The following is a 25,359-nucleotide window of genomic DNA, read 5'->3' on the forward strand; positions in this document are numbered from 1 at the left end:
CCTAAGTTATACTATGAAAGACTTACTTCGACCATTACGTTTCTTCGCGGTCATCCAGCTCTGCCAGAGACAATAGAAGTACGGAGGTCGTGTGCCGCCCTACTGCGGCATGCATCGAGCGTCTTACGCCCGGAATCCAGACGATATTGCCCAAACCATCACAAACGAGGGGAATCAATGACCGTTCGGAAGCAGGTATTTTATCATCAATATAAATATCTTTTACCTTTTTGCTTCCGTTTAATCCCATGATCCTTATGGTATCTCCAGGCAATCGGGATCGTATCGTCAGTGGAAAGACCAGTTCATCACGGTCAAACCAAGCCGACATCTTCCCATAATCCTCCCCCTGTACAAAAAAGTTTTCTCTCTCCAGTACCGCCATCGACATCACCTTACCTATTTCCTCCAATTTAAGCTCAGAGTCCGGTAAAAACAGACGATATGTATAGCTTGCCTGTGGCGTCGTGGGCTTGGACGAGAACAAGATACTATCATATTGCCGCACACAAGTCAGGCCTCCACCCAAATCCAAGCTCCAGGTGGTGGGATAGCTCTGCAGCGTTCCCCGACGTACAGTTTCGATCTTGGGGAAATCAAGGGCAGATAAATCCGCCGACAGATAATTTAATATTAGTTTAATCAAACGCCGTTGTAAAGCGGAGGGTATGGCAGCAAATGAAGCTCTGTTAAAGGTGTATTTCCCATCCCCTTCCGAAACTAGCTCTTCAAAGCATTTTGCCGCAGACGTCTCCATATACTCATCTTCAGCTCCCGCAATTTCCGCAAGCTGTACGAGGGATTGCCTCACTCTGCCATTATACTTTTCCAGAAAAGGGAGAACTTCCAAACGAATGGCATTTCGCTTGTATTTCGTCAGCAGATTGGTGGCATCCTCAGCATAAGTGAAACCTTCATTTTGGCATAACCCTAAAAGTGCTGTTTTGTTAATACGTAGGAATGGGCGAATGAGTTCCACCTTTTTTTCTGTTCTTTTCCACTTGATACCCGACAGTCCAGATAAGCCACTTCCGCGTAATAGACGCATAATTACAGTTTCTGCCTGATCATCAGCATGATGAGCCAGAGCAACAGAACGCGCCCCATATCGGTGTGCCGTATCAATCAGAAATTCGTACCGCTTCTCACGTGCAGTACCCTCAGGACCAAGTCCACTCTCTTTAGCCAAGGAGGGAATATCGAATTCCGCAAACTCAAAGGGCAGTCCCAGTTCTTCAGCCACACCACGTACGAGCTCTGCCTCTTCCTTCGACTCCGGCCTAAATCCATGATTCACATGAGCACATATTAAGGTAAGCGGTATAAATTTTAAAGATATTTCATGTAAAACATGCAAAAGAGCCACAGAATCCGGGCCGCCGGAAACTGCGACTACAATGGTGTCATGGGGCGCCCACAGCTCATGCTCGGCTGCTGACTCCAATACAGACTCCACCAGTCCATTCATTTGCTCCATATGCGCCCCCCTCTCTCTCCAACTATATGTATGAGTTCAAAAACGGAATACCCAATAAATCGTAAAGGCGAGCAAAAACAAAGACAATGCGAATGCATTTTTTAACCACCGAGGGGTGTCCATACTATCCGGGCGCTTTCTGCGCGAGTTATAAATATGGTTTCGCCAGACCTCAGTAGCATCCGCAGAGCCTGAGAACCCCCCTTTTAACGCCATACAAATCCAGGAGGATAGTTTCTTATTGGGTAAATTTCTAGCCAGCTTAAATAATTCGTCCACACTTCTCGTCTGCGGCAGCTGTAAGGCTGCCTTTTTGAGCCCTTCTTCATTGAGCAAACGAAGACACAGCACAGCAAATGCGAAAAGATCGTAACCCTCATCGCTGATTCGACTGCCCGCATTCCAGAAACCACGATCATGCCATTCGGTAAACTGCTTCACACTACGACCAATAGGGCTTGTGCCCCCAAAGTCGATCAGTTCCACTTCACCGTATTTCGATACCATGACGTTCTCGGGCTTCAAATCACCGAACACAAATCCACATTCATGCAGTGTGCGCAGCTTTTCAAGCAGACCAAGACCTACCAGGCCTAACCAATCGGGACCGTTTTTCGATAAAAAATGATGCAGCGGTTTGCCTTCAACATACCTCATCACATAGAAGGGGATATTATCCCCATTCGCAAAATCATCCGCTTCCAAAAAATAAGAAGACAATGGATTCTCACGACGAGCCCGATGTTCATTCCGCTTTCGTCGCGATTGCAGCGAGGTCAGTACATTGATCTCCGATTGAAGTTCAAGTGTATCGTATCCGATTTTTAGCGCGTACCTTTCCCGTCTGCCTTCTCTTTGCACAAGATATACGGTTCCGTTCGCGCCCCTTCCCAGCATCCGCTCAACGACATAACGGTTACCCCGCCATTTGCCGTTAATTAAGGTACCAGTAGGATAGGACGGATTAGACGACATACCCACCAATCATCCCTTCTCTTTCGTCGTGGTCATCGCTTAGTCGGCGTCCACGATGTTCATCCAGTGTATCATAACGATAATGTTCAAGCACCTTGAAAATAGCTGGGCCAGTCGGTGTTGCGCCTCTCATGTGTAATTTAGAGAATAGCGTACGAATACCTGACATGTCATGCGTCCAATCTAAATCAAGCTTGGCATCTTCACTGCTGTTATTTCCGGGAAAATGAAACACAGCGATCTCACTCTTGCCTTCCCGTGCTTCTAAACTGAGAGCCAAATCGCGGATTGCATCCTCCACAGCACCCAGTTTAGGCTTCATACTGGCACTGGCATCGATAAGAAGTGCAATGCGCAGCGGCGTTGTTTCTGTCAGTTCATCTACAACTGTAACAACCTGTGAACGTTGAACAGGAGGCAGCTGATCCAGTGAGCCGTCGCCTAGTATCTTTTTTACCTCTTTATTAACCGCCTGCTGGATCGTCTGAACCACGGTCTTGCGTGTCATCATCTGAATCGTCTGCGCCAGTTGTGGTGTTCCGACTATGCGGCTAAGGCCTCCCCCGGCCTTGGCAATGTCGGCAATCTCCCGGCTGCCGATTTCACCGATCGTACCATAATCAACTACACCGACCACATTTACGGTGATTCCCTCCTGCAGGGCATGCGCCGCTGCCAACACCGGACTTTCTCCTACATTCGAACAACCGTCAGTAATGAGCATAATTTGCTTCATAACCCTCAACTCCCCCTTTGTTTGAACCTCTGTTTCTAGCATATCCAGAAATGAGAGATTTCAAACGGTCGATGTTAAGTGAGGAGTCTAGATCAAAACAGAGGGGGTTAGTGAATAGGGGAACTACGAGAAATGTTTGGGCTTTCGATCGCTGTTGTCCTCAGATTCCTTGATTAGAACCGCCTCTCGCGGTTGGAATCCGAGGACAAAGGCGAACGCTCCGCTTCTACAGCTCCAAACTTTCTCTCCGTTCCATACCTTCACTAGTAAACAGTTTAGATCTACAGATTCCGTCCCAAGTCAGCCGACCATTGAAACGAGAATAGTAGAAGCCGGCGAGTTACATGTCACGGACTCGCCTCGAATACCTCCATCAGCACGACGGCTTCGCGCGTGCTTAAACCTATATTCAGCACGACACCTTACGCGTGCTACAAGCTTACAAGCAACACGACGCTTCGCGCGTGCCCCAAGCAGCACGATATCTTACGCGTGCCTTAAACTATACAAGCAGTACGACGCTTCGCGCGCACCCAACATTAAAACCTACTAAACCTAAACCTAAAATAACTAACTTACCGTACGCGGGCGCTCCATACGGCCGATGCCCGGCATATGCAGGCTGGACCATTCCGGATGGAAATGATCAAGACGGCTGACGACAATAGTCATGTCATCAAGGATCTCATTGCCCTGGTAACGGATCACTTTCTCCAACAGGCTGTCCGCTAAATCTTGAGGATCATCACCCTCAAGCTCTTGGATCATCCGTTTCATCCATATCTCCTTATTAACGGCATATCCAGGCGCATCATAAATACCATCGGTCATCATAATTAAAATATCGCCGGGGCGAAGCTGCATACTGATTAAATCCACATCAATATCTTTAATGATTCCTATCGGCAGATTGCTAGAGGTTATTGGAATGACCTCACTCCCCCTCCGGATAAAGCTTGGTGCAGAAGCAATCTTCATAAACGTTGTCTGCGCAGAATATTGATCGATTAAAGCCATGTCGACAGTAGCATAGAATTCATCAGGGGAGCGTAATAAAAGAATTGAGTTGACCGACTTTACAGCCAGCTTCTCATCCATTCCGGATTGCAGCAGCTTTTCTAACATGCCGAGTGCGGCACTGCTCTCCATCCTTGCCCGTTCACCATTCCCCATTCCATCACTGATGGAAACTGCAAAGGTGCCATTTCCAAGCTCTACGGTGCTGAAGCTATCGCCAGATAGCATATCTCCACCTTTAGAAACAACTGCCACACCCGTATTTACCTCAAAGGCTTTGGCTGAACCAAAGGTAACCATCGAGAGTCCTTCCCGGGGATGAACCGCCGTCTCACTCATGACAGCAATATTCTCATCCAGAATGTCGGAGAGGAGTGGGGCAATCATTTTACGGCATTCATCAAAACCGCGATTATAAGCGTGCACTACTTCTATTTCTACGCGTCCGGGGTCCAGACTTAAAATTTCAATGCCATGAATAGACAGTCCCAATTTCTCAAGAGCCTCGCGGATTTGCGCTTCCTGCCGATACATGGCCTGCCCCTCACGCTTAATTTCCTTGGCCAAGTCTTCCATAACCTGTGACACGCCGGACAGCTGCTCGGCAACAAATTGCCGACTATCGTATATTTGTCTTTTCCACCGCATATCATGTTGGTAGAGATCATATTGTCCCTTCATGACCTCAAGCACTTCACCGGTTTTGCCACAAATACGGCTCCATTCCGGTGGCAGCTGAGCAGCCGTAATATCAGGGCATTCCTCAACAGTTGTCATCATATCTGTCATGTATCTATATGTCTGATAGAATTTTGCATCCCAGCAGTGAGTACGGCGAATGCAGCCAGCGCAGGCTCCTTCTGTGACCGTATTCATAAAATCTTCCATTTCACGATCCGATTTGCCCACTTCTCCGGCACGTGGAATCTGACCAAAGCTACTGGAGAGCTGTTGGAATACCTGTGAGAATTGAGTGACCCGTTCTGCAGTCAGATCCCTGACCCTGCGGGCATATTCATGTTGAGATCGGCTATGATCTGACGTGCCCGGTACATATTTTGCAATCGCTGATATCATCGCCTTAGGTGTTATTAGAAACAGCACTACTGCTGCGCAGGTCTCCCATGTTGAGGCCATCATATCACCCGGACCCGTAAAATAGACGGAAAGGATCGTTGATCCTAGCAGCATACCAATAGATACCGCACCCTTTCGCCCACCTTGCATCATTCCCGCTAGCATTCCGGAAAAAGCAAGCAGACTCATCTGATAGATAGCACTGATATCGGCCAGACTAAGGATCAACCCCGTCACCACCCCAACAGCTGCACCGAGGGGAGCGCCCCCTGCCATGGCAAAGAGCAGAATTAAATAACGAGACAATATATGCTCTAATGACAAACCATTAAGGGTCCATCCCACAAGGCCTGTCATTACGGAGGCTAACAGAATAATAAGGCATAAAACCTCCTCGTTCCTCAGCGATCTGCTCTTTTGTTTGTAAGTTAGTAGAGGAAGTGCCTGAATGAACACAAGAGTAAGTACAAACCCAAGTAAAGCATCCAGAGTTGTCATCATAAAGGGGTACCAGGAAAGAGAAGGTCCGAGAACAATCTTGAACAGGCCAACCATAAACGAGGATACGAATACCATAAGGGGTGCATAGGACAAATCTATTCGTTCGAAACTTTCAAGCCCTCTATAAACAAGAAAGAAGATAATCAGTTCAGCCGTAGTAACCAAGGCACCCGGAAACGGAGTGAAGAGACTTCCAGCTATAATAGCACCCGCTACAGGTAAAATAGAGTCTCGACGCATAAACACAATGACGGCAAAATATGCGACAGCAAAAGGGGACAGCTCGTCCAGGATCATAGCTCTACCTAGCAGAAACCCCATAAAACTTAACAGAAGCATCCACTTCTTCGCTGTTATAAGCTGAATATAACGCTGCTTCTGACCCCAAGCTATAATACGCGTGCCTAAGGCTTGTCTCTGCTTCTTATCTTCGCTTCCCACTCTTGTCCACTCTGGCAAATTCACCACATTGCTTTTACTCATTTCCCTACACCACCCGTTTAAGAATTTATGGTTCTCATTATATAGCGGGTCATTTGAGAAAGTTTGTCAGAAATGGAGGGACAGTCATAAGAAATTTCCGACAAAAAAGCCTTTGTTCATTATTCCTAAAAAAATAGAGCGATCCCTTGCGGCGCAGTAGTTTGCTTCTCCTCAAGCTTGATTCCAGTGCAGTTTTAGGCGCAAGCCTGGCGGTCATTCGCCAGCGATTGCCCTAGAGTTATGTGAAAATGACATGGATGCTGTCGGCAAGTTTATATGACACGACAAAAAAACCGCAAGGGCGAAATGCCCTTGCGGTTATTTATGATGTACAGGTATTGGATTATACGCGTTTGGCTCCACGGCCTCCGCGCTTTCCTTCTGTGTTCTTCTTAATCGAAGATATCCGTTCTTCGCTGTCTTTCAGGAATCGCGACATTTTATCCTCGAATGAAGGTTTACCGGCTGCAGGCTTAAATGGACGCCCACCCCGTTCACGATTGAATCCACCGCCGCCTCCACCACTGCCGCCACCGCCGCCGAAACGGTCTCCGCCGCTAGGACGTTCTGGTCTTGGAGCTCTAGGCGGACGTACTTCCGATGCTGGCTTGTCAACAGCCTGCTTAATGGAAAGTCCGATCTTGCCGTCCTTATCGACGTTGATCACCTTGACGGTTACTACATCACTAATCTTCAGATGATCGTTAACATCCTTGACGTAATTATCGGCGATTTCCGAGATGTGAACGAGACCTGTGACACCTCCTGACAGATCCACAAATGCTCCGAAATGCGTGATGCCTGTCACTTTGCCTTCTAACTTGGTGCCCACTTCAATTGCCATAGAATAAAATGATCCTCCCTTAAAAATATACAGACGAATATTAAGGTCATCCTGTCTGCGGTGATTTGATTATACAGTAAAGAGCAAAGCAAGGCAACAGAGTAAAAGCCTCTTTTAGCCAGTATTATTGCTCTGATTGCTCTGTTCGAATAGGAGTTTCCCCTTGAGGATAGATATTGTACCATTTACGCGCTAATTGGCCAATATACTCATCATCATTAAGTCTGGACACTTCATATTTCAGTTGATTCAAAGATGACGTGACACTCTCGCTAGTCTTTTGTTTCTTGGCGAGTTGCTCGCCCTTGTCCGCAATAACTGCACTTTGATTGAAGTAAGTATAACCCGCCCAGCCAAAAAATACTGCCACAAAGAGAATCCACATGAATCTTCTTCTCTTCGCGCCTGCGGCCGAATTTTTGCTAGGATTACTTTTCTCTTCCGCAGTGAATCTGTTCATGCAGCGTACCCCCTAATTCAAAGGTCAGCGTTTCCGCCATTTGGTAATCCATCCAGTGATCTTCACGATCCAGGCGCTATGCTTAAGCCGTGATAACCATGGAGAAATCCACCTTACAGGTAATACCCAAATTGGCTTCGTTAGACGCAGCAGAAGCTTAAGGATGAATAATAAAATACGACCTAGCAGCACTAGCAACCCTATAATAAGGCGCCAAAGCCAGCGAAGAGGTTTACCTATCATAATCTCCATAAGTCTCCATAGCAATCTGCACATATACTGAACCGATTGAATTAACATTAACACAAAACGTCGCACCGTAACACTGAAGATCAAAAAATAGATCCATATTCCTAGAAATAAACCTAAAAAGACATAAAATCGCAATTGCCCCTGATTTCCGGCATAGAGCATTCTAAAAACAAACAAAGCAGCACAAAGCCAATACAGCAGGTCAAGCATGGCATTCAGCCATTTGGGAAAATTGAACTTGAGCGACAGCACCCGGTAGCTGTCATAGGCCAGTCCCATTGTCACCCCGGCCAATATCATGTAGAACAGCGTCAGCCACTGAACTGCAGGATTCATTTAAATAGCTTACCGAGTAGACCTTTATTTTTGCCCTGCGATCCGGGATCTAGATAAATCAGGGAATGTACATTGCCCTCCAAGGACAACAGTCCATTCTCCAGACTTAAATTTTTGATATGTAAATGATTCCCGCGAATGGTGAGATGGCCGAGTTCTGTACGAAGCAAAAATTCCTCGCTATCAAAGCTCTCCACATTTTGCACGCCCGTCAACTCTAGCTGTTTACGACTGCGCATGTGCAGATCATGCTGTTTATTTACCTTTCCTGGCTCGATCATAGCATGTACCCCTCCTTCTTACCTCTAATCTATGGCAGTAGAAGAAGTTATAGAACATTCCAATCCACTAAAATAAGAGAGGCAAAAAGAAAAAAAGAAGGTGCAACTCTACAATATGTAAAGTTGCACCTTCTTATTTACTATTCATTATGTTACTCCTACCAGTCCAATCCGCTGCTTTTGGCAACAGGCTCTTCCCGAAGTAGAGTATACATACCAGCGGCTTCGTCCTTGCGCGTCGTTTCGACTAGCTTTTCGACTTTGACCGTTACAAGCTTTTGTCCAAATTGCACAGTAATCTCGTCACCGATCTTAACTGCGCTACTTGGTTTAGATTCCCGCCCGTTAATCAGCACCCGGCCTTGTTCGGACACATCCTTGGCCACTGTCCGGCGCTTGATTAATCGGGACACTTTCAGGAATTTGTCAAGACGCATTAGTTAACGGCTTCTTTAAGCTTGTTACCAGCTTTGAATGCCGGTACAGTTGATTCTGGAATTTCAATCGTTGTGCCCGTTTGCGGGTTGCGACCAGTACGTCCTGCACGTTTGCGAGTTTCGAATGTACCGAAACCGATCAGTTGGACTTTATCGCCTTTTGCCAAAGCTTCTGTGATCTCACCCAAGAATCCGTTCAATACTGCTTCTACATCTTTTTTTGCCAATCCGTTTTTCTCGGAAATGTTGTTTACCAAATCTGTCTTGTTCATAATTTAAAGTTCCTCCTAGGATACGAAAAAATAAATGAAACGAGATTCACCGCCATATTATGGGGCAAGTCGTCATTTCGTCTTTATGATATTCTTGATGTCATCTTAAAATCCTGCCACGAATCGTCGTTTTTTAAAAAAAGAAACAGTTATTTCTCAGAAATCGTCGCAGAATCTATTCTATAGCACTATTAAACTACTCGCCATAATCTAAATCAGAGATGAATGCTACTTTCACAGCATTGCCTCATCTTAAGGTCCGTATACCGTACATAGTCTGAGAAAATCACTATACTTTTCGTTCCTCAGTCTTTGCCTCCTGCCACAACTCTTCCATCTCTTCCAAGCTGCTATCCTCTACACTCACACCCTTGGCTCGCAGACTTTGCTCGATATACTGAAACCGACGCACAAATTTGCGGTTGGTCCGGGTTAAAGCTTCTTCCGGATCTGCACCAATAAATCGGGCAACATTGGTAACAGCAAATAATAGATCGCCCAGCTCCAGGATTTGATCCTCCGCGGCTGCGTCAGTATCGATGGCTTCTTGCAGCTCTTCTATTTCTTCACGAACCTTAGCTAAGCAATCCGTAGCGTTGTCCCAATCAAAGCCCACCTTGGATGCTTTTTTCTGAAGCTTGTACGCCTTCATAAGAGCAGGCAAATCACGCGGAACTCCACTGAGTACGGATAGTTCCTCGGGCTTTACGCCTTTCCGCCGCTTCTCCTCTGCCTTCATGCCCTCCCAATTGATCAGAGCTTCTTCAGCGTCATTCGCATTCTTGTCACCAAATACATGAGGATGGCGGAAGATAAGCTTATCATTCAGTCCTTCTATGACGTCAAATACGTTAAACGTGCCTAGCTCCTCTTCCATTTGGGAGTGCAGCATGATCTGCAGCAAAAGGTCGCCCAGCTCCTCTTTCATATGGTCTGGGTCATCCTCATCAATCGTCTCAAGCACTTCATAGGTTTCTTCGATTAGATTTTTACGCAAAGATTCATGAGTCTGCTCCCGATCCCACGGACAACCGTCCGGACTGCGCAAAATATCGACAATCTCATGCAAGCGAGCGAAAGTACGACTTCTTAGCTTCTCATCACGATTCGCAGGTACATAGACCAGAGACAAATTGCCATAACCCTCAAGCCGGTCCAATTCGTATAGAGGAACAGTCACAATGCTTTCTTCGTTCTCCACGCCAAGGGCATGACCCACCACCACTTCATATTCCGGCGGATACAGCTCCATCAGACATAACTTTGTCTCCGAAGCTGTAAAGCTGTCATAAACCTGGCCAATCAGAGTATGCAATTCAGGTTGAAGCTGAGCGCTGCGAATGCCTGAAGCATCTAATAACTGGAACCCTTCAATAGGGTCAAATCCCAGTCGTACAAACGCCTCGTCCAGAAAACTCTCCCCGCCTAATATTTGCAGTTCTATTCCTTCTTCCGGGCAACGCTGACGCAGCTGTGAAACAGCTGACTCTGCAACCATGGGATGCCCCGGAACCGCATAGACAATATCTGTACCGTCTGCGGCAGAGCGAGCCTCTTCAATCAATTTTGATGTAATTGCCGTATAGACCTCAGGAAACGAAGATAATGTTTCATACAGTCCATCAAAGGATTGCGTGGCGATTTCAAGCTCGGTGAGAGCAGCCATGACTGGATGCTCTTGGGTACGAACGTAGACAACGGATGCTGCCTTCAGTTTTTTTATAATTCCTAGTGTCAGGCGATCGGGATTACCTGACCCGAGACCAACAACTGTTAATGTTGCACTCATATCTGTTCCTCCTTTTAAGCGAGTTAATTATGGAAATAACCGCAGCTTTTTGAACTTGTCCGCCAGAGACGGGCCGATGCCCGGAAGCTGGCGAAGTTCGCTTTCGCTGAGCAGCCGCAGCACCACCGCGCCTACGGCAAAGACAACGCAGCCTGCGAGTACCCCGAGCAGGCTCTGCGCCAAGCTGGCGGTGCGTCCGCCGCCGATGCCAGCGGCCGTAGCCGCGGCGCCAGTGCCCCAGCTGGCAGCTGCGGCGGCAAGAGCCAGGCCCGCTGTGAGCAGCGCGGGCCGTGCCAGGGCATCTGCGAGGCGAAGCCGCAGATGGCCCTGGCGGTACAGCAGCAGCACGTTAAGCGCTGCTGCGAACGAATGCGCGGCCACGCCAGCGATGGCCGCGCCGGTAATGCCCTGCTGCGGAACCAGCAGCAGGTTCAGGGCCGCCTTGAGCAGCGCGGCGGCCAAAAGGTGCAGGGCCGGGGCGCGCACGTAGCCGAGGCCCTGCAGGAGCGCAGCAGAGATGATGCTGACTGTACCGCCAACAGCGGTAAAAGCCAGCCAAGTCATTGTGCTGCTGCCAGCGGTATCGCCGTAAAGAGCCATATTAATCGGCTCAGCAAGCACTGCAAGGCCCGCTGAGGCCGCTAGACCCAACAGCCAGAACCAACGCAGCGACAAGCTGCAGCGGGTCTCAATCAGCTTCATATCTCCCTTGTACTTCGCTTCCGCCAAAGCGGGAATGAACACAACAGACAGTGAGGTGGCAATCATCGTTATAATCTGCACAAGTGGCAAACCCCGATTGTACACACCAAACTGGGCCATCGCAGCTACTTCACTTCCGTCAGACGACAGCAGTCGAGGCACAGTGAATACATCTACAAGACCGATAAGAGGCATAGCCAGTGCACCTAGCATTACGGGAATTCCATAAGCCAGCAGTGTACCTGCTTTAATGCCCATGAACCCTTGCTTGGAACCTAGTCCATGTCCTGCATCCAGCGCTCTTACACGCTGACTTTCGACAGCAGCAGCTACTTCAGCAGCAGCTACTTCAGCAGCAGCTTCCTGTTTTACCCTCCGGCGGTGACGTCTCAAGTACAGCAGCATAATTACAAGCCCTGCGGCTCCCCCTCCGGCAGAACCAAGCAGCGCGCCAGCAGCGATGCTCTCAGCTCCTGCTCCCTGCGAAGTGAGATATAACAGAAGAACAATCATCACTGTAACCCGTACAGACTGCTCTACAATCTGTGACACGGCAGTAGGAACCATATTATGCAGCCCCTGAAAATACCCGCGTATGGCCGACATGACAGGGACAACTGCCAAACCCCAGGCGCTTGTCCGCAAGGCAGGCATTACATGTGAGTTACCTACCCATTCGGCAATGATGGGTGCACCTGCATAGGTGATGGCGCCGATAATCAAGCCGCTGATGCCTGTAATTAGCGCGGATAATAGTAGAATCCGCCGGCCTTCTTCATCGCGTCTCCCAGCCGAAGCTTCGGCGACAAATTTGGAGATCGCCGCAGGCAGACCTAGCATAGCTACCGTTAACAGCATTGTATACAAGGGATACACTGTGTTGTATATACCAAATACAGCATCTCCGCCTAGATTTTGCAGCGGAATTTTTTGGAGTGTGCCAATAAGCTTTGAGATAATGGCCGCGGCACTAAGGATAAATGCGCCTTGCAGCAATCGTGATGTTTGTGTATTGGATTTCATATAATACCTGCTTCTACAACTTTGATGGGATGAATTTCTATATTATAACTTATGTATGCCCACAAGTAGAAACGGTTTGTGTAAACAACAAAACCCCGTTTGCCCTTTGTATATCTTACCAAAAGGAAACCGGGGTCTAAATTAAGATTACTGCTCCATTTGTTTGCCCAGGAAAGCGGCAGCCGTTTCGGCCATTTTTATTTCCATTTGCGCCATCTTCGCCGAATCATCCTTGCTCACCATCACTACACAACCAATAGGATCTCCACCGGAAATGATCGGTGAGGCTACATATGAGGACACCAAATCCGGATGATCTTTAGCGATTTCATAACTGCCTTCATTGGTTTCTAACACAGTCTTACGGCTGTCCATGACTTTCTCCAACAGCACTCCCACCTGTTTCTCCAAATAATCTTTTTTGGAGCCGCCTGCAAGGGCAATGAAGGTGTCACGATCAGCAATCATCGTAATGTGCCCAGTACCTTCGAACAATGACTCCGCGTACTCTTTTGCAAAGTCACCCAACTCACCAATCGGAGAATATTTCTTGAGAATGACTTCACCGTCCCGATCGACGAATATTTCCAGTGGGTCTCCTTCTCTAATACGAAGAGTACGTCTAATTTCTTTGGGAATAACCACGCGTCCGAGGTCATCAATACGGCGAACAATTCCAGTAGCTTTCATTTCACATGTGCCCCGCTTTCTTAAGAAGTATGGTCTTACTACTGTCCATTATGGGAAAGGATAATCCCAGTGATTTATCGTAATATCTGACCATAGTATTCATCTCTTCCCAGATCCTTATACATAAGCTGACATGTATTAATATCTGCATCAAGATAAAGGTAGTTCTACAACCGTTTCTGCGAAATAAAAAGCCATCTTCACTTTAAGTGAAGATGGCTTTTCTAAGGTAAGCTTGTCCATATTTACCGATGTTTATTCAGCGGCATCTGTAGCACTTGGGGATGCGCTTGGAGCTGTAGTGGCTTCTGTTCCACTATTTGTTCCGGTTTCATCTGCGGAAGCAGAGCTTTTTGGCAGATTGATGTTCTCAATAATGCCTTCCAGATCCTTTTCCATGAACGTTTCTAGGTTCTTGGATACAATTGAGCTCTTAATGCCTTCTTTTTGCTCATCCGTTAACTGGTCGAAAGTCTTGTCTGTACGGGACTCCACCTTGATGATGTGGTAACCGTAAGAAGTTTCTACAGGATCACTGATGGTATTTAGAGGCAAGGTCTGTGCAGCCTTCTTAAATTCATCCACATAAGTGCCTACAGCTTTATCTTTATATTCTCCGCCTGCCTCTTTAGAGCCAGTATCGTCAGAATATTCCTTAGCGATGGCTGCGAAATCAGCACCGCCATCCAGCTTCGCCTTAACTTCTTTCGCTATTTTAAGCGCTTCTTCGCTGGTACGCTCTTTGTTGTCTGCATCTGTCAGACCAATTAGCACATGACGCAGTGTGGCAACCGTAAAGTCGCCTTTAGTCGCTTCGAATTCTTTGACAACTTGATCATCAGTCACTTTAAGCAGCATATCCTGATAAACTGACAGCACACGCTCCATATAAGTACGAATATCTTTCTCTGTAACGTCAGCATCTTTCAGTGTCTTCTTATAGGTATCGCCCAATTGTTCCTTAATGCTTGCAATTTGAGTATCGGCTTCTTTCTCCGCTTGCTTTTTCGCTTCATCCGTTGCTTGGGAAGCCAAATATTCAAAGCCCACTTCTTGCTTCAGAATGGACTCCTTAAACGCATCAATCTCTAAATATTGCGCTTGTTGTGGAGATAGGAATTTCATGATTTTTTGATCCATTGCAAATTCCTTTTGTGTAATCGTTCCACCTTTATAAGTGGCTACAGCTTGATTATCATCAGCACTATTTCCACATGCTGCTAGCATAGAAAAGGAAACTGCCGCTGCCAATGAAACGAGCAGCACTTTCCATGATTTTGTTTTATTTAACGACATTGTGTAGTTCTCCCTTCGATTTAAAAGACTGTTTAGCTTCCTTAAGAAACTGTTCAAGCAAGTCAAGCAGCTGTTTATCACTTAAATCTTTCGATTTGACCCGGATACTGGCTTTCGCATCCCTATCAAATTGTACACGTCTTTCGAAGCTATTTCCAACTTTGGCGAGTTTCGCTGTGTCTAAAGCGCCGAGACTTCCCTCATAGAAATTCAAGGTAACATCATCTCCGCGTCTAATCATGGAATCAATGCCATACATTTTTCCATACACTTTCAAACGAGCAACCGATAGTAGATTCACCACGGCTTCAGGTAACTCACCGAACCGATCCAAGAGCTCATCTTCAAGCTCGGAAGCATCATCGAAGGAGGTTACTGCCGCCACTTTTTTATAAATTTCAATTTTTTGGATACTGTCGTAAATATACTCTGACGGCAGATACGCGTCAATCGACAAATCAATGACTGTATTGCCTTCTTTCAGGGATGTATCTTCCTCCCCAAGCACAGTAACCTTACGCTTACGAATTTCCTCCGCCAGCATTTGTGAGTACAGATCAAACCCCACGGATGCGATAAAGCCATGCTGCTCTGCACCCAGCAAGTTGCCTGCACCGCGAATAGACAGATCTCGCATCGCTATTTTGAAACCAGAGCCCAGCTCCGTAAATTCCTTAATAGACTGCAGACGTTTCTCTGCAACCTCTGTCAGAACCTTGTCCCGTTGATACGTGAAATAAGCGTAAGCGATCCGATTGGACCGGCCTACACGTCCACGCAGCTGATAGAGCTGAGACAAGCCCATTTTATCCGCATCATGCACAATAAGTGTATTAACGTTCGGAATATCTACGCCCGTCTCAATAATACTTGTGCTGACGAGCACATCGTATTCTCCGTCAAGGAAATCGAGAATGGTCTTCTCCAGCTCAGATTCCGACATTTGACCATGTCCGATGCCAACTCTAGCCTCAGGAACAAGCATAGAGATTTGAGCAGCCATTTCTTGAATGCCCTGCACACGATTATAGAGATAATAGACTTGACCACCGCGGGCTAATTCCCGCTCTACAGCTTCCCGCGTAAGGGTCTGGCTATGCTCCACTACATACGTCTGTACAGGGAATCTGTTCTCTGGCGGGGTCTCAATGACAGACAGATCCCGCACTCCGAGCATCGACATATGTAGCGTACGAGGAATTGGAGTTGCAGTCAGCGTAAGAACGTCTACATTCGTTTTCAGCTTTTTCAGCTTTTCTTTATGAGTTACGCCGAAACGCTGTTCTTCATCCACAATTAATAGCCCCAGATCCTTGAATACAAGGTCCTGAGATAACAGACGATGTGTACCGATAACTACGTCGACAGTTCCTGCCCTAACGCCTTTAATCGTCTCGTTCTGCTCTTTACGGCTGCGGAAACGACTTAAGACCTGAATATTAAGCGGGTAATTAGCGAAACGTTCCCGGAAGGTCTCATAATGCTGTTGAGCCAAAATCGTTGTCGGGACTAGCACCGCCACCTGTTTACCTTCAATCGCTGATTTAAAAGCCGCCCGAATAGCCACTTCAGTCTTACCATATCCAACATCACCGCAAAGCAATCGGTCCATTGGCCGGTTTTGTTCCATATCCTTCTTAATCTCTTCGATAGCCCGAAGCTGATCTCGGGTCTCTTCGTAAGGGAACATTTCTTCAAATTCATGCTGTTCCTGTGTATCCTTTTCAAAACCATATCCTGCGGCACTTTGGCGCTCAGCATATAGTTTTATCAAATCATCAGCAATATTCTGAACGGAGGAACGAACCTTATTGGTGACTCGTGTCCATTCATTGCCGCCTAGCTTATATACTTTCGGCTCTTTATCTTCGGAACCGACATATTTCTGAATCAGGTCAATCTGCTCAATCGGAACTGAGAGCTTATCGCCGCCAGCATACAGAATATGCATGTAATCACGGTGAATACCGCTGACCTCAAGCGTGCCGATTCCCATATATTTTCCGATACCATGGTTCTGGTGGACGACATAATCACCGATTTTCAGCTCTGTGTAACTCTTGATCCGTTCAGCATTATCTATTCCTTTGGAAATCTTCCGTGCCTTCCGCTGCTTCTGAGAGAACATTTCCCCCTCAGTTATAACTGATAGATGAATAGAGGGCAGCTCAAAACCAGAACCCAGATTTCCTTGTACAATCATCGGCTCGTTAATGCCGTAATCATAAAGAACTCTGCGCACTCGTTCAATCCGTTCCTCACTGCTCGCAAGCATCATTACCTTAACACCGGACTTCTGCCAACGCTCCATCTCCGATTTCAGCACATTCATCTGGCCATGGAAATCCTGCATTCCACGACTGATAAATCCAAGAATGTTCTGAGGCTGAATATGCGGAACCTGACGTAAAAAGATTGACATAAACAGACTTTGGAACGGGCGCTGATACATAACAACATCCGTATCGACAGAGAGATCTAGATCCGGTAAAGATTTGCCGTTTTGCAGCAAATGCAGGTTCCATTCCGATTCATCTCGTTCAAGCTGTCTCGCCGTTTCGAGCAGTCTTGTCGGCTCATCTAGAATAAGAATGGTATCCTGGGCCATGTAATCAAATAAATGAGAGCGTTCAGGATATAAAAGACTGATATATTTATAGATCTCCGGGAAATAAGTACCTTCCCGCAGCATTTCCAGCTCACGGCCAATTTCTTCCCGCAGCCTGAGCTTCGCCTGGCGATCCGCCATCTTCTCCAACTGTCGCTCCATCATAGCTGAGGCTTCAGCAGAAGCAGATTCCTGGCGCAATCTACTAGCTATAATCTCTTTAGCCGGTGTAATCTTCACACTACGTACCTTATCAATAGAACGCTGATCCACTGGATCAAAAGTTCTTATGGAATCAACCTCATCGTCAAATAACTCAACCCGATAAGCCAAAGGAGATGTCATTGGATAAAAATCAATTATTCCACCCCGTACGCTCAGTTCACCACGATTTTCAACCCGCTCTACTCTTTCATAGCCCATTTCAATCATGGACATCAAAAATTCATCCAGAGCAAGCGTTCCATCTTGGGAAACGGTGACTTGTGCCTCTGCCATAACCTCTGGGGCTGGCAGCAATCTACGCACTCCTGAGTAAGGAACTACAACAATACCACGGAAGCCCTGAGCACATTTGGTCAGCACATCTATACGCTGAGCCAGTGTCTCTGGGCTTGATACAGCCGCTTCTGCAGCCACTAGTTCATTGGCGGGATAGAGCAGAACCCGGTCAGGAGAAAGCGCTTCCTGCAAATCATCGGCCATCTTCTGGGCCGAAAACATATTATGAGTCACTACAAGTAAGGGACGAGTTGTCTCTTCATGTAATGCTGCAAGCATAATCTGTCTAGCAGAACCTGTAAGCCCCGAAATGAGCTGCTCTTTCATACCTGCAGCAACACCATGGGTGATAGACTGGAAATCGGGATCCTTGGAAAAAGCTTCTATAAGACCTTGTAACAACAGGCGCACCTCTCTTACTAAACAGGCTAACGGTGGCGTAGCCACCGTCACCTATTATGATTGGAATCGAAAAGAAGCCTCAGCTGTAACGCCAAGGCTTGCGGATGACGATAGAGACAGGCGCTTCCACCTTACTGAAGCGGACTTGTCAGCAGGCTAAGCTCCGGATTGTTCTCTAAAGCCTCCTTGCAATAGTCGCAAGTAACCTTTACCGTGATTTCACCTTCTGAATTATACGCTATTATATCTCTGCGCTCCGCAGGGGTCAAGGAATGAAGGCCCAACTGCATTTCTGTAACATCACTTCTATTAATACTGCCTAGAGATGTCTTACAGTGCCTACAAACATAGTTTATTGCCATCTATATGCCTCCTGAAGGTACTATATACCTTCAGTATGTCCGGGCAGCTTCATCTTTAGCCTTAAAAACAACAGGGTTTACAGATTAACCATTGAACTTAGCCATCGTCTGCTCGAATGAATGCTGTAAGCTGTATTCCAGTGCATCACAAGTATTAAGGATCATTTGCTTAAGCGGATCGCTTTCCTTCTTAGGAAAAGTAGAAAGTACATAATCGACAATAGCAAAACCTGGCTCAGGACGAGAAATACCCATTCGTACCCGATTGAAATTCTGTGTTCCTACATGCTGGATGATGGATTTAATTCCATTATGTCCACCAGCGCTTCCTTGATAACGCAAACGGATTTTTCCGATTTCTGTATCCAAATCATCATAAACGACGATCATATCTTCAAGTTGAACTTTGTAATAATCCATATAAGCGCGAACGGCCTCACCGGACAAGTTCATAAAGGTCATGGGCTTAATCAATACGGTTTTGACGCCACCAATGACCCCTTCACCGATGACGGATTTACATTTGCTCTGGTTGAAGGCAATTCCGTTCTGGGCGGCAAGCTCATCCAAAGCCATAAAGCCAACATTATGCCTTGTTTTCGCGTACTGTGTTCCGGGATTTCCCAATCCGACAATCCATTTCATTATCGAACCTTTCCTTTCCATTCGGGCTCTCCGGCAAGAGGAGTCCGTTTTTGGTACAATAGATCTAATCTACATATCTCTGTGCAACCAGAGCGAAATTATACTCCGAAGACAGGTGATAACCCATGCCGCACAAAGGCGAATTATTGACACATCAACGCCATTTTCAGTACCACATCCAATATGCTGTGCCCGTGGAAATATATAAGGGCGACGTGCATATTGATATCGGTGTATTAACAGCGGTAGACGAAGCTTTCGTGGAGCTACAAGGGACACTCTATAACCGCAGTTTATTCACCTTTGTCTCCCGCCCCGGATATTGAATCCAGTAGTTCTACCTGTAGCACGCCGATAAGGGTTACATCTCCGAGAACGGAGGTGTAACCCTTTTGTACTATTCATTCGTTATATTTATTCAATCTCGAACAATTTACTAATCGACAACTCTTCATGAACGCGGATAATTGCCTCACCCATAAGTGGAGCCACGGACAACACCTTGAGCTTAGAGGTTGGATTCGCGCTGCGAATTGGAATGGTATCCGTCACGATAATTTCTTTGATTGGAGAATTCTCCAGACGCTCGTGTGCAGGACCAGACAATACTGGGTGTGTACAGCATGCGTATACTTCCTTCACGCCGCCTTCCATCAAAGCATTAGCACCAAGTACGATAGTTCCAGCGGTATCGATGATATCATCGATCAGGATGGCTGTTTTGCCTTCGATATTACCGATGATGTTCATAACTTCGCTGACGTTAGGTTCTGGACGACGCTTGTCTATAATAGCCAGCGGAGCGTTCAGGAAATCAGCAAGCTTTCTTGCACGTACTACCCCGCCATGATCCGGCGATACGACAACTGGGTTCTCGATTTGCTTGGAACGGAAATACTGAGCCAGAATCGGTACACCAAGCAAGTGATCCACTGGAATATCGAAGAATCCTTGAATCTGCATGGCATGAAGATCCATCGTGATTACACGGTGAGCGCCAGCCTTTTCAATTAGATTTGCTACCAGCTTAGCGGTAATGGGGTCACGGGAACGGGCTTTACGATCTTGACGGGCATATCCGTAGTAAGGGATAACCACGTTGATGCTTTTTGCGGAGGCACGTTTAAGCGCATCTACCATAACCAAAAGCTCCATCAGGTTATCATTTACAGGGCCACAAGTGGATTGAACAATATAAACATGGCATCCCCGAACGCTTTCTGACAGCTTGACCTGAATTTCTCCATCGCTGAAACTTGTGGTGTGTGATTCACCCATCGGAATCCCGATGTAATCAGCAATTTGACTAGCTAGCTTAGGATTGGAGTTACAGGTGAAAATCTTTAACTTGGAATCACAATAAGTCATAAAATATAAACCCTCCGTGACGGAATTTAGCTTTCCAAAGGCGCCGGCGCGGAAATATAAGTCCGTCCGGCGCTTCTTAGCAACGCTTTACGATGGACTCGAGTGGTCTTTCTTCGCTTTAGCACGGGAACGGATCTTCTCTGCATATCCCGGTTTGTTCTCTTGTCTTACTCTAGCTACAGCCAGATCGTTCTCGGAAACGGAACGTGTAATTGTCGAACCTGCTACAACAAAAGCCCCTTTGCCCACAGTAACTGGAGCAATAAGGTTAACATTACTGCCAATAAAGGCATCGTCTGCGATTGTTGTCTTGAATTTATTATACCCGTCGTAGTTAACGGTAATCGCACCGCACCCGACGTTTACATTCTTACCTACAGATGCGTCGCCGACATAACTAAGATGTGACACTTTTGAACCGTCACCAATAGTAGCATTCTTGATCTCGACGAAATCTCCAACCTTAACTTCTTCTCCAAGCACAGAGCCTGGACGCAAATAGGCAAAAGGCCCAACGGTTGTCCGTGCGCCGACTTGAGCTTGATTCAATACGGACTGCTTAATCGTTGCATCATCCATAATCTGACAGTCTTCGATTTCACTAGCCGGTCCGATCACACAATTGTCCCCGATTACAGTCTTCCCTTTCAGGATGGTTCCTGGATAAAGCGTAGTATCTGATCCGATAACTACATCTGCTCCGATATAAGTGGAGGCTGGATCAATGATGGTCACACCGCCCAGCATGTGTTTACGATTAATACGTTGACGCATAAAGGCTTCCGCTTCGGACAAAGCTAAACGATCATTAACGCCGATAGACTCAGCTGCGTCATGGGTCTGATATCCTAGTACGGTATCCCCTTGTGAACGAAGAATCCCAATCACATCAGTCAAATAATACTCCTGCTGGTTATTACTGTTCGTTACCTTCTCGAGTGCAGCAAATAATTTAGCATTATCAAAACAATAAGTGCCTGTATTGATTTCCTGAACTGCATCTTCTTCAGTAGTGCAATCCTTCTGCTCTACAATCTTCAGAACGCCGCCATCTTCACCACGAATAATTCTTCCGTAGCCTGTAGGCTTTTCCATAACTGCTGTCAATACGGTTGCAGCCGCATTACGCTGTTCATGAAGCGCCATGAGTCCTTCCAGGGTCTCCGTGGTTACGAGTGGTGTGTCTCCACAAATAACTATAGTTGTTCCTTCTTCGCCAGCAAGTAAATCCTTTGCTTGTTTGACAGCATGGCCAGTGCCGAGCTGAGTTTCCTGCAGAACGTATTCCGCTCCATCACCTACATAGGCCTTAACTTTCTCTGCGCCATGCCCAACAACAACAACGGTGCGCTGGCATCCGGTCGCTTTTACTGTATCAAGCACGTGCCCTACCATCGGCTTACCGCAAACGGGGTGCAGCACCTTATATAATTTAGATTTCATTCGCTTGCCTTGACCTGCGGCAAGTACTACAGCCATTCTTTTCAAGAATGCCAACCTCCTACTCTTGAACTCACTACTGAATATATCTCATTCCGGGCAAAAAGAAAAGAGAACCATGAAGTCATGGTTCTCTTTTCTATAAACCCCAAGTTAGAAAAGCATTTATCGCTGCCTTTCGAAGATGTCGTCAAATCCTTCACCAGCAATAGCTTTTCTTGCAAGATCAGGCTGCTAATTCATGATGTGTATGTCGGTGTGATCTTATCAAAAACGGCGGATCCTACGCCACCCAAAAGGTAGCAGTCTTCCGAGGAAGCCTAAGCTCCCTCTTCAATAACTTCTTCTTCTTCCGTAGCGGCGCGATCGTACTCGGCCAGAACCGCGGATTGAATCTTCTCGCGTGTTCCCGAAGAGATCGGGTGCGCGATATCGCGGAATTCGCCGTCCGGTGTACGCTTGCTGGGCATTGCAACAAACATCCCATTATTGCCATCGATGACGCGAATGTCATGAACAACAAACTCGTTATCGATGGTAATGGATGCGATTGCTTTCATTCTCCCCTCAGAGTTAACGCGGCGGAGTCTGACATCCGTAATTTGCATGTGTGTGTTCACCACCTTTTTCCATCAGAGACTTGGTGTATAATTCCACACAGCAAAGCGAATTCCTTCTTTTTCATTCCATAAAATACCTAAAAAAGAAATATATTTTTTGGGATATGTTGTTTTCGACATACATCGAGTAGTTTACTTAATATTCCTTACGTTTTCGACAATTTCCACGCTTTTTGAAAATGTAAGAGAATGGCTAATCAAGAGGAAAAGTAGTTGCCCGGATGCGCCGAAATTCTCCGCTCTTTGGAGTCTACTTCACTTAGTTTTACCAAAGACACGTAATCGTGCAACAGACGCTCTTCCGTCTCTACAGCGCCTGATTCCACTAAAACGCCTACCCCAGCAACCTCGGCATTAAATTCACCGAGCAGATCGACCATACCACGTACAGTCCCTCCCGCCTTCATGAAGTCATCTACGATAAGTACTCGCGATTTCTCCTTGAGTGCCCGTCTGGAGAGAGACATTGTGTGTATGCTTTTATGAGATCCTGATACGTAGTTAATACTTACTGCTGATCCCTCTGTAACCTGATGGTCACGTCGCACAAGCACTACCGGCAAGCCTAGCTGTGCTGCTGTTGCATAGGCTAGTGGAATGCCTTTCGTTTCAACGGTCATCACCACATCGATTTCCGATCCGTAAAAGGCCGTTGCGATGATCTTACCCGCCTGTTCCATCAAAGACGGCAACCCAAGTAGATCCGACATATACAAATAACCGCCAGGCAATATCCGGTCAGTCTGCTCTAGCTGCACACATAAGCGCTGCACAAAGGTTAGCGCCATATCTTTAGGCATAACTGGGATATAACGAACTCCACCCGCTGCACCAGCTAAAGTCTGCAGCTCTCCGATGCCTTCACCTTCAAATACTTCTTTTATGATTGCCAAATCTTCACTAATGGAGGACTTAGCCGCTCCATAGCGATCGGCAAATATAGACAGCGGCAGTAGTTCATGCGGCCGCTCAAGTAAAAACTGAGTCATGTCTACCAAACGTTGGCTTCTTTTTAATTTCTTCACGGAATGCTCCTCGCCAAAACCGAATATTTTAGAAAAATATATCACTTTTGTACGGGTTTACACAAGAGAAGCAGACTAATTCAGTGATCTCACTGCGTAGACTTCCTTGCAGAACCCTCGCAGTCCGTTGTAAATCCTTGCTACTTTAGACTGCTTGGACACTAAACCGAATACGGTAGGTCCGCTGCCTGACATCAACACCCCATCTGCTCCGAGCTTTATCATCGCTTCCTTGAGCTGCTGAACCTCTGGATGCAGCCTTAGGGTAACATCTTCAAGCACGTTGCCTAGATGGTTGCATACGCCCCCAAAGTCTCCTGCTTCAATCGCTTGCTGCATCTTTCGAGCAGAAGGATGCACAGCTATATTATTGCTCCGAACGCGTCCATACACTTCTGCAGTCGATACATTGATCGGTGGTTTCGCCAACACAACCCAACATTGTGGCGGGTTGTTGATTGGCGTAAGCTTTTCGCCTCGTCCTGTAGCTAAGGCTGTGCCGCCTGTGACGCAGAAAGGCACATCTGAACCCAGCTCAGCGCCAAGCTCCTGTAGCTCCTGCGCAGGAATACCGAGACGCCACAGACGGTTTAGACCGCGTAGCGTAGCTGCGGCATCACTGCTGCCGCCAGCTAGGCCAGCCGCAACCGGAATTCTTTTATCCAGATGGATATGTACACCACTCTTCACGTTATAACGGTCTTTAATAAGCCTTGCCGCCTGGAAAGCTAAATTTTTCTCGTCCAGGGGAATATAACCAGCCTGACTTGATATTATAATAGTATCCCTTGGCAGCTCAGACAGCTCTAAGCGGTCTGCTAGATCTACCATGGTCATAATCATTTCCACCTCATGAAAACCGTCAGCACGTTTGTGCAGCACATCCAGCATCAAATTAATTTTAGCTGGTGCCTTTTCATACATTTTCAAGGCGTTCACCCACCTTCAGCTTTTCCCGTAAAAACAACTTAACATATTATATGAGAAACTTCTAATGAAGTCCAATAATAAAAGGGTGTCGCCTTTTAGACGCACCCTTTTTCAGTAATATTCACTTTATAGCCTAAAATTTAAGATTTCCGCGCGGCCTGTTCAGCAAGCTGTATCGCTTTTTTCACCATGTTGCCAGCGTCTTGAGTTGTAATTCCACCCCAGCCCTCACGTTCTACGGTTTCATAAAAACCCAGCTCCTTGGCTAACTCTGTCTTCAGTTCCTCCGACATCATGCCTCGTTTTCTGCGGCTCATTACGGAATTCCTCCCTTATGAAAATAAATGATTAACCCGTTGCCCAATTAGTATGCTTGCTTAGAACACGGATCATGCACCAAATATTTGTCCCAAAAAACGCAAACAAAAAACAGCCTCCAAAGGAGACTGTTCGTGAAACATTAAGCTTTAATATACATAATCCGCATCTGCCCATCGTCTTCACAAACTGTGATTTCCACAGATTCAGTAAGTATATCGGCATAGCTATAGGAGACTCGCTTAAAAGTTTGCTGCTCCTGATCCAGTTTGACAATAAATACAGAAGGGTACGTTTCTTCCAGGACACCTGTGCGTTCAACGGTTTTACGACGACCTCCGTTTGCACGCAATGTGATCTTATGACCGACGTGAGCTTCAAGACTGCGTTTGATTTCCAACAGCGCGTTATTAGCCATTACCTGACGACCACCTCTTTTCTTGTCCATTATACAACTTTTTCAGGACAATGTCAAAGCAAATAAATAATTAA

The 25,359-nt window shown here is 46.6% G+C and carries 25 protein-coding genes; 1 reads left to right on the forward strand and 24 read right to left on the reverse strand.

Annotated features, from left to right (window positions below; all coding sequences use genetic code 11):
* Positions 1–34: 34 nt before the first annotated feature.
* The 17 genes from tilS to pth form a co-directional block, all read right to left on the reverse strand.
* Positions 35–1,477 carry a tRNA lysidine(34) synthetase TilS gene (gene tilS, locus NST45_RS26780; RefSeq protein ID WP_339824240.1) on the reverse strand — a complete coding sequence of 481 codons (1,443 nt, stop codon included), beginning with the start codon at positions 1,475–1,477 and terminating at the stop codon, positions 35–37.
* 36 nt (positions 1,478–1,513) lie between these two features.
* The gene (locus NST45_RS26785) at positions 1,514–2,458 is read right to left on the reverse strand and encodes a serine/threonine protein kinase (RefSeq protein ID WP_094902328.1); all 945 of its coding nucleotides are present in this window, start codon (positions 2,456–2,458) and stop codon (positions 1,514–1,516) included.
* Positions 2,442–3,188 carry a VWA domain-containing protein gene (locus tag NST45_RS26790; RefSeq protein ID WP_038568031.1) on the reverse strand — a complete coding sequence of 249 codons (747 nt, stop codon included), beginning with the start codon at positions 3,186–3,188 and terminating at the stop codon, positions 2,442–2,444. Before NST45_RS26790 ends, NST45_RS26785 begins: the two co-directional genes overlap by 17 nt.
* Before the next feature lie 570 nt (positions 3,189–3,758).
* Positions 3,759–6,266, reverse strand: a complete 2,508-nt coding sequence (gene spoIIE / locus NST45_RS26795; RefSeq protein WP_036678764.1) for a stage II sporulation protein E — start codon at positions 6,264–6,266, stop codon at positions 3,759–3,761.
* Between the two features lie 343 nt (positions 6,267–6,609).
* Entirely contained in the window at positions 6,610–7,110 is a 501-nt protein-coding gene (locus tag NST45_RS26800; protein ID WP_036678766.1) for a S1 domain-containing RNA-binding protein, read from the reverse strand.
* Between the two features lie 124 nt (positions 7,111–7,234).
* A complete protein-coding gene (locus NST45_RS26805; RefSeq protein ID WP_036678769.1) occupies positions 7,235–7,570 on the reverse strand; it encodes a septum formation initiator family protein in 336 nt (111 codons plus the stop codon).
* A gap of 24 nt (positions 7,571–7,594) precedes the next feature.
* A complete protein-coding gene (gene yabQ, locus NST45_RS26810) occupies positions 7,595–8,158 on the reverse strand; it encodes a spore cortex biosynthesis protein YabQ (protein WP_036678771.1) in 564 nt (187 codons plus the stop codon).
* Positions 8,155–8,439, reverse strand: coding sequence for a sporulation protein YabP (yabP, locus tag NST45_RS26815; protein WP_036678773.1), 285 nt, complete (start codon positions 8,437–8,439; stop codon positions 8,155–8,157). The genes yabQ and yabP overlap by 4 nt, the downstream gene beginning before the upstream one ends.
* A 158-nt stretch (positions 8,440–8,597) precedes the next feature.
* Positions 8,598–8,876 carry an RNA-binding S4 domain-containing protein gene (locus NST45_RS26820; protein WP_036678775.1) on the reverse strand — a complete coding sequence of 93 codons (279 nt, stop codon included), beginning with the start codon at positions 8,874–8,876 and terminating at the stop codon, positions 8,598–8,600.
* Entirely contained in the window at positions 8,876–9,148 is a 273-nt protein-coding gene (locus NST45_RS26825; RefSeq protein ID WP_036678778.1) for an HU family DNA-binding protein, read from the reverse strand. Before NST45_RS26825 ends, NST45_RS26820 begins: the two co-directional genes overlap by 1 nt.
* Before the next feature lie 289 nt (positions 9,149–9,437).
* Positions 9,438–10,937, reverse strand: coding sequence for a nucleoside triphosphate pyrophosphohydrolase (gene mazG, locus NST45_RS26830; RefSeq protein ID WP_038568022.1), 1,500 nt, complete (start codon positions 10,935–10,937; stop codon positions 9,438–9,440).
* Between the two features lie 27 nt (positions 10,938–10,964).
* Positions 10,965–12,662, reverse strand: coding sequence for a polysaccharide biosynthesis protein (locus NST45_RS26835; RefSeq protein WP_339824243.1), 1,698 nt, complete (start codon positions 12,660–12,662; stop codon positions 10,965–10,967).
* 147 nt (positions 12,663–12,809) lie between these two features.
* Positions 12,810–13,352, reverse strand: a complete 543-nt coding sequence (spoVT, locus tag NST45_RS26840) for a stage V sporulation protein T (RefSeq protein WP_036678783.1) — start codon at positions 13,350–13,352, stop codon at positions 12,810–12,812.
* A 255-nt stretch (positions 13,353–13,607) separates the two neighbouring features.
* On the reverse strand, positions 13,608–14,648 hold the full coding sequence (locus NST45_RS26845) for a peptidylprolyl isomerase (protein WP_036678785.1): 1,041 nt from the start codon (positions 14,646–14,648) through the stop codon (positions 13,608–13,610).
* On the reverse strand, positions 14,635–18,159 hold the full coding sequence (gene mfd / locus NST45_RS26850; RefSeq protein ID WP_339824245.1) for a transcription-repair coupling factor: 3,525 nt from the start codon (positions 18,157–18,159) through the stop codon (positions 14,635–14,637). Before mfd ends, NST45_RS26845 begins: the two co-directional genes overlap by 14 nt.
* Before the next feature lie 131 nt (positions 18,160–18,290).
* Entirely contained in the window at positions 18,291–18,521 is a 231-nt protein-coding gene (locus NST45_RS26855) for an anti-sigma-F factor Fin family protein (RefSeq protein ID WP_036678789.1), read from the reverse strand.
* A gap of 84 nt (positions 18,522–18,605) precedes the next feature.
* Complete coding sequence (gene pth / locus NST45_RS26860) at positions 18,606–19,166, reverse strand: aminoacyl-tRNA hydrolase (RefSeq protein WP_036678864.1); 561 nt, start codon at positions 19,164–19,166, stop codon at positions 18,606–18,608.
* Between the two features lie 125 nt (positions 19,167–19,291).
* On the opposite strand from pth, the gene NST45_RS26865 reads away from it, so the two are divergent.
* Positions 19,292–19,492 (forward strand): hypothetical protein, encoded by a 201-nt coding sequence (locus NST45_RS26865; protein ID WP_036678792.1) that lies wholly within the window; start codon positions 19,292–19,294, stop codon positions 19,490–19,492.
* A gap of 88 nt (positions 19,493–19,580) precedes the next feature.
* On the opposite strand, the gene NST45_RS26870 is transcribed toward NST45_RS26865, so the two are convergent.
* From NST45_RS26870 to NST45_RS26900, 7 genes are all read right to left on the reverse strand, one after another.
* Positions 19,581–20,534 (reverse strand): ribose-phosphate diphosphokinase, encoded by a 954-nt coding sequence (locus NST45_RS26870; RefSeq protein WP_036678796.1) that lies wholly within the window; start codon positions 20,532–20,534, stop codon positions 19,581–19,583.
* Positions 20,535–20,621: 87 nt separating this feature from the next.
* Complete coding sequence (gene glmU, locus NST45_RS26875; RefSeq protein WP_036678799.1) at positions 20,622–22,022, reverse strand: bifunctional UDP-N-acetylglucosamine diphosphorylase/glucosamine-1-phosphate N-acetyltransferase GlmU; 1,401 nt, start codon at positions 22,020–22,022, stop codon at positions 20,622–20,624.
* 272 nt (positions 22,023–22,294) lie between these two features.
* Complete coding sequence (gene spoVG, locus NST45_RS26880) at positions 22,295–22,582, reverse strand: septation regulator SpoVG (RefSeq protein ID WP_020425826.1); 288 nt, start codon at positions 22,580–22,582, stop codon at positions 22,295–22,297.
* Positions 22,583–22,791: 209 nt separating this feature from the next.
* A complete protein-coding gene (gene purR / locus NST45_RS26885) occupies positions 22,792–23,619 on the reverse strand; it encodes a pur operon repressor (protein WP_036678807.1) in 828 nt (275 codons plus the stop codon).
* A 75-nt stretch (positions 23,620–23,694) separates the two neighbouring features.
* Positions 23,695–24,549, reverse strand: a complete 855-nt coding sequence (ispE, locus tag NST45_RS26890) for a 4-(cytidine 5'-diphospho)-2-C-methyl-D-erythritol kinase (RefSeq protein ID WP_036678809.1) — start codon at positions 24,547–24,549, stop codon at positions 23,695–23,697.
* A gap of 140 nt (positions 24,550–24,689) precedes the next feature.
* Positions 24,690–24,866: a small, acid-soluble spore protein, alpha/beta type gene (locus tag NST45_RS26895; protein WP_036678812.1), complete on the reverse strand. Its 177-nt coding sequence runs from the start codon at positions 24,864–24,866 to the stop codon at positions 24,690–24,692.
* A gap of 143 nt (positions 24,867–25,009) precedes the next feature.
* Entirely contained in the window at positions 25,010–25,285 is a 276-nt protein-coding gene (locus tag NST45_RS26900; protein ID WP_019914493.1) for a Veg family protein, read from the reverse strand.
* Positions 25,286–25,359: the final 74 nt, after the last annotated feature.

The organism is Paenibacillus sp. FSL R7-0163, assembly GCF_037969975.1.
Taxonomy (GTDB): Bacteria; Bacillota; Bacilli; order Paenibacillales; family Paenibacillaceae; genus Paenibacillus_AQ; species Paenibacillus_AQ odorifer.

Excerpts from the sequence above, each read along its gene's own strand:
- NST45_RS26895 (WP_036678812.1), bottom strand. The coding sequence starts at position 24,866 with ATGAGCCGCAGAAAACGAGGCATGATGTCGGAGGAACTGAAGACAGAG.
- NST45_RS26855 (WP_036678789.1), bottom strand. The coding sequence starts at position 18,521 with ATGGCAATAAACTATGTTTGTAGGCACTGTAAGACATCTCTAGGCAGT.
- yabP (WP_036678773.1), bottom strand. The coding sequence starts at position 8,439 with ATGATCGAGCCAGGAAAGGTAAATAAACAGCATGATCTGCACATGCGC.
- spoIIE (WP_036678764.1), bottom strand. The coding sequence starts at position 6,266 with ATGAGTAAAAGCAATGTGGTGAATTTGCCAGAGTGGACAAGAGTGGGA.
- spoVG (WP_020425826.1), bottom strand. The coding sequence starts at position 22,582 with ATGCAAATTACGGATGTCAGACTCCGCCGCGTTAACTCTGAGGGGAGA.
- NST45_RS26800 (WP_036678766.1), bottom strand. The coding sequence starts at position 7,110 with ATGGCAATTGAAGTGGGCACCAAGTTAGAAGGCAAAGTGACAGGCATC.
- pth (WP_036678864.1), bottom strand. The coding sequence starts at position 19,166 with ATGAAATGGATTGTCGGATTGGGAAATCCCGGAACACAGTACGCGAAA.
- NST45_RS26790 (WP_038568031.1), bottom strand. The coding sequence starts at position 3,188 with ATGAAGCAAATTATGCTCATTACTGACGGTTGTTCGAATGTAGGAGAA.
- yabQ (WP_036678771.1), bottom strand. The coding sequence starts at position 8,158 with ATGAATCCTGCAGTTCAGTGGCTGACGCTGTTCTACATGATATTGGCC.
- NST45_RS26805 (WP_036678769.1), bottom strand. The coding sequence starts at position 7,570 with ATGAACAGATTCACTGCGGAAGAGAAAAGTAATCCTAGCAAAAATTCG.
- NST45_RS26820 (WP_036678775.1), bottom strand. The coding sequence starts at position 8,876 with ATGCGTCTTGACAAATTCCTGAAAGTGTCCCGATTAATCAAGCGCCGG.
- spoVT (WP_036678783.1), bottom strand. The coding sequence starts at position 13,352 with ATGAAAGCTACTGGAATTGTTCGCCGTATTGATGACCTCGGACGCGTG.
- mazG (WP_038568022.1), bottom strand. The coding sequence starts at position 10,937 with ATGAGTGCAACATTAACAGTTGTTGGTCTCGGGTCAGGTAATCCCGAT.
- NST45_RS26865 (WP_036678792.1), top strand. The coding sequence starts at position 19,292 with ATGCCGCACAAAGGCGAATTATTGACACATCAACGCCATTTTCAGTAC.
- tilS (WP_339824240.1), bottom strand. The coding sequence starts at position 1,477 with ATGGAGCAAATGAATGGACTGGTGGAGTCTGTATTGGAGTCAGCAGCC.
- NST45_RS26870 (WP_036678796.1), bottom strand. The coding sequence starts at position 20,534 with ATGACTTATTGTGATTCCAAGTTAAAGATTTTCACCTGTAACTCCAAT.
- NST45_RS26900 (WP_019914493.1), bottom strand. The coding sequence starts at position 25,285 with ATGGCTAATAACGCGCTGTTGGAAATCAAACGCAGTCTTGAAGCTCAC.
- NST45_RS26835 (WP_339824243.1), bottom strand. The coding sequence starts at position 12,662 with ATGAAATCCAATACACAAACATCACGATTGCTGCAAGGCGCATTTATC.
- NST45_RS26845 (WP_036678785.1), bottom strand. The coding sequence starts at position 14,648 with ATGTCGTTAAATAAAACAAAATCATGGAAAGTGCTGCTCGTTTCATTG.
- NST45_RS26825 (WP_036678778.1), bottom strand. The coding sequence starts at position 9,148 with ATGAACAAGACAGATTTGGTAAACAACATTTCCGAGAAAAACGGATTG.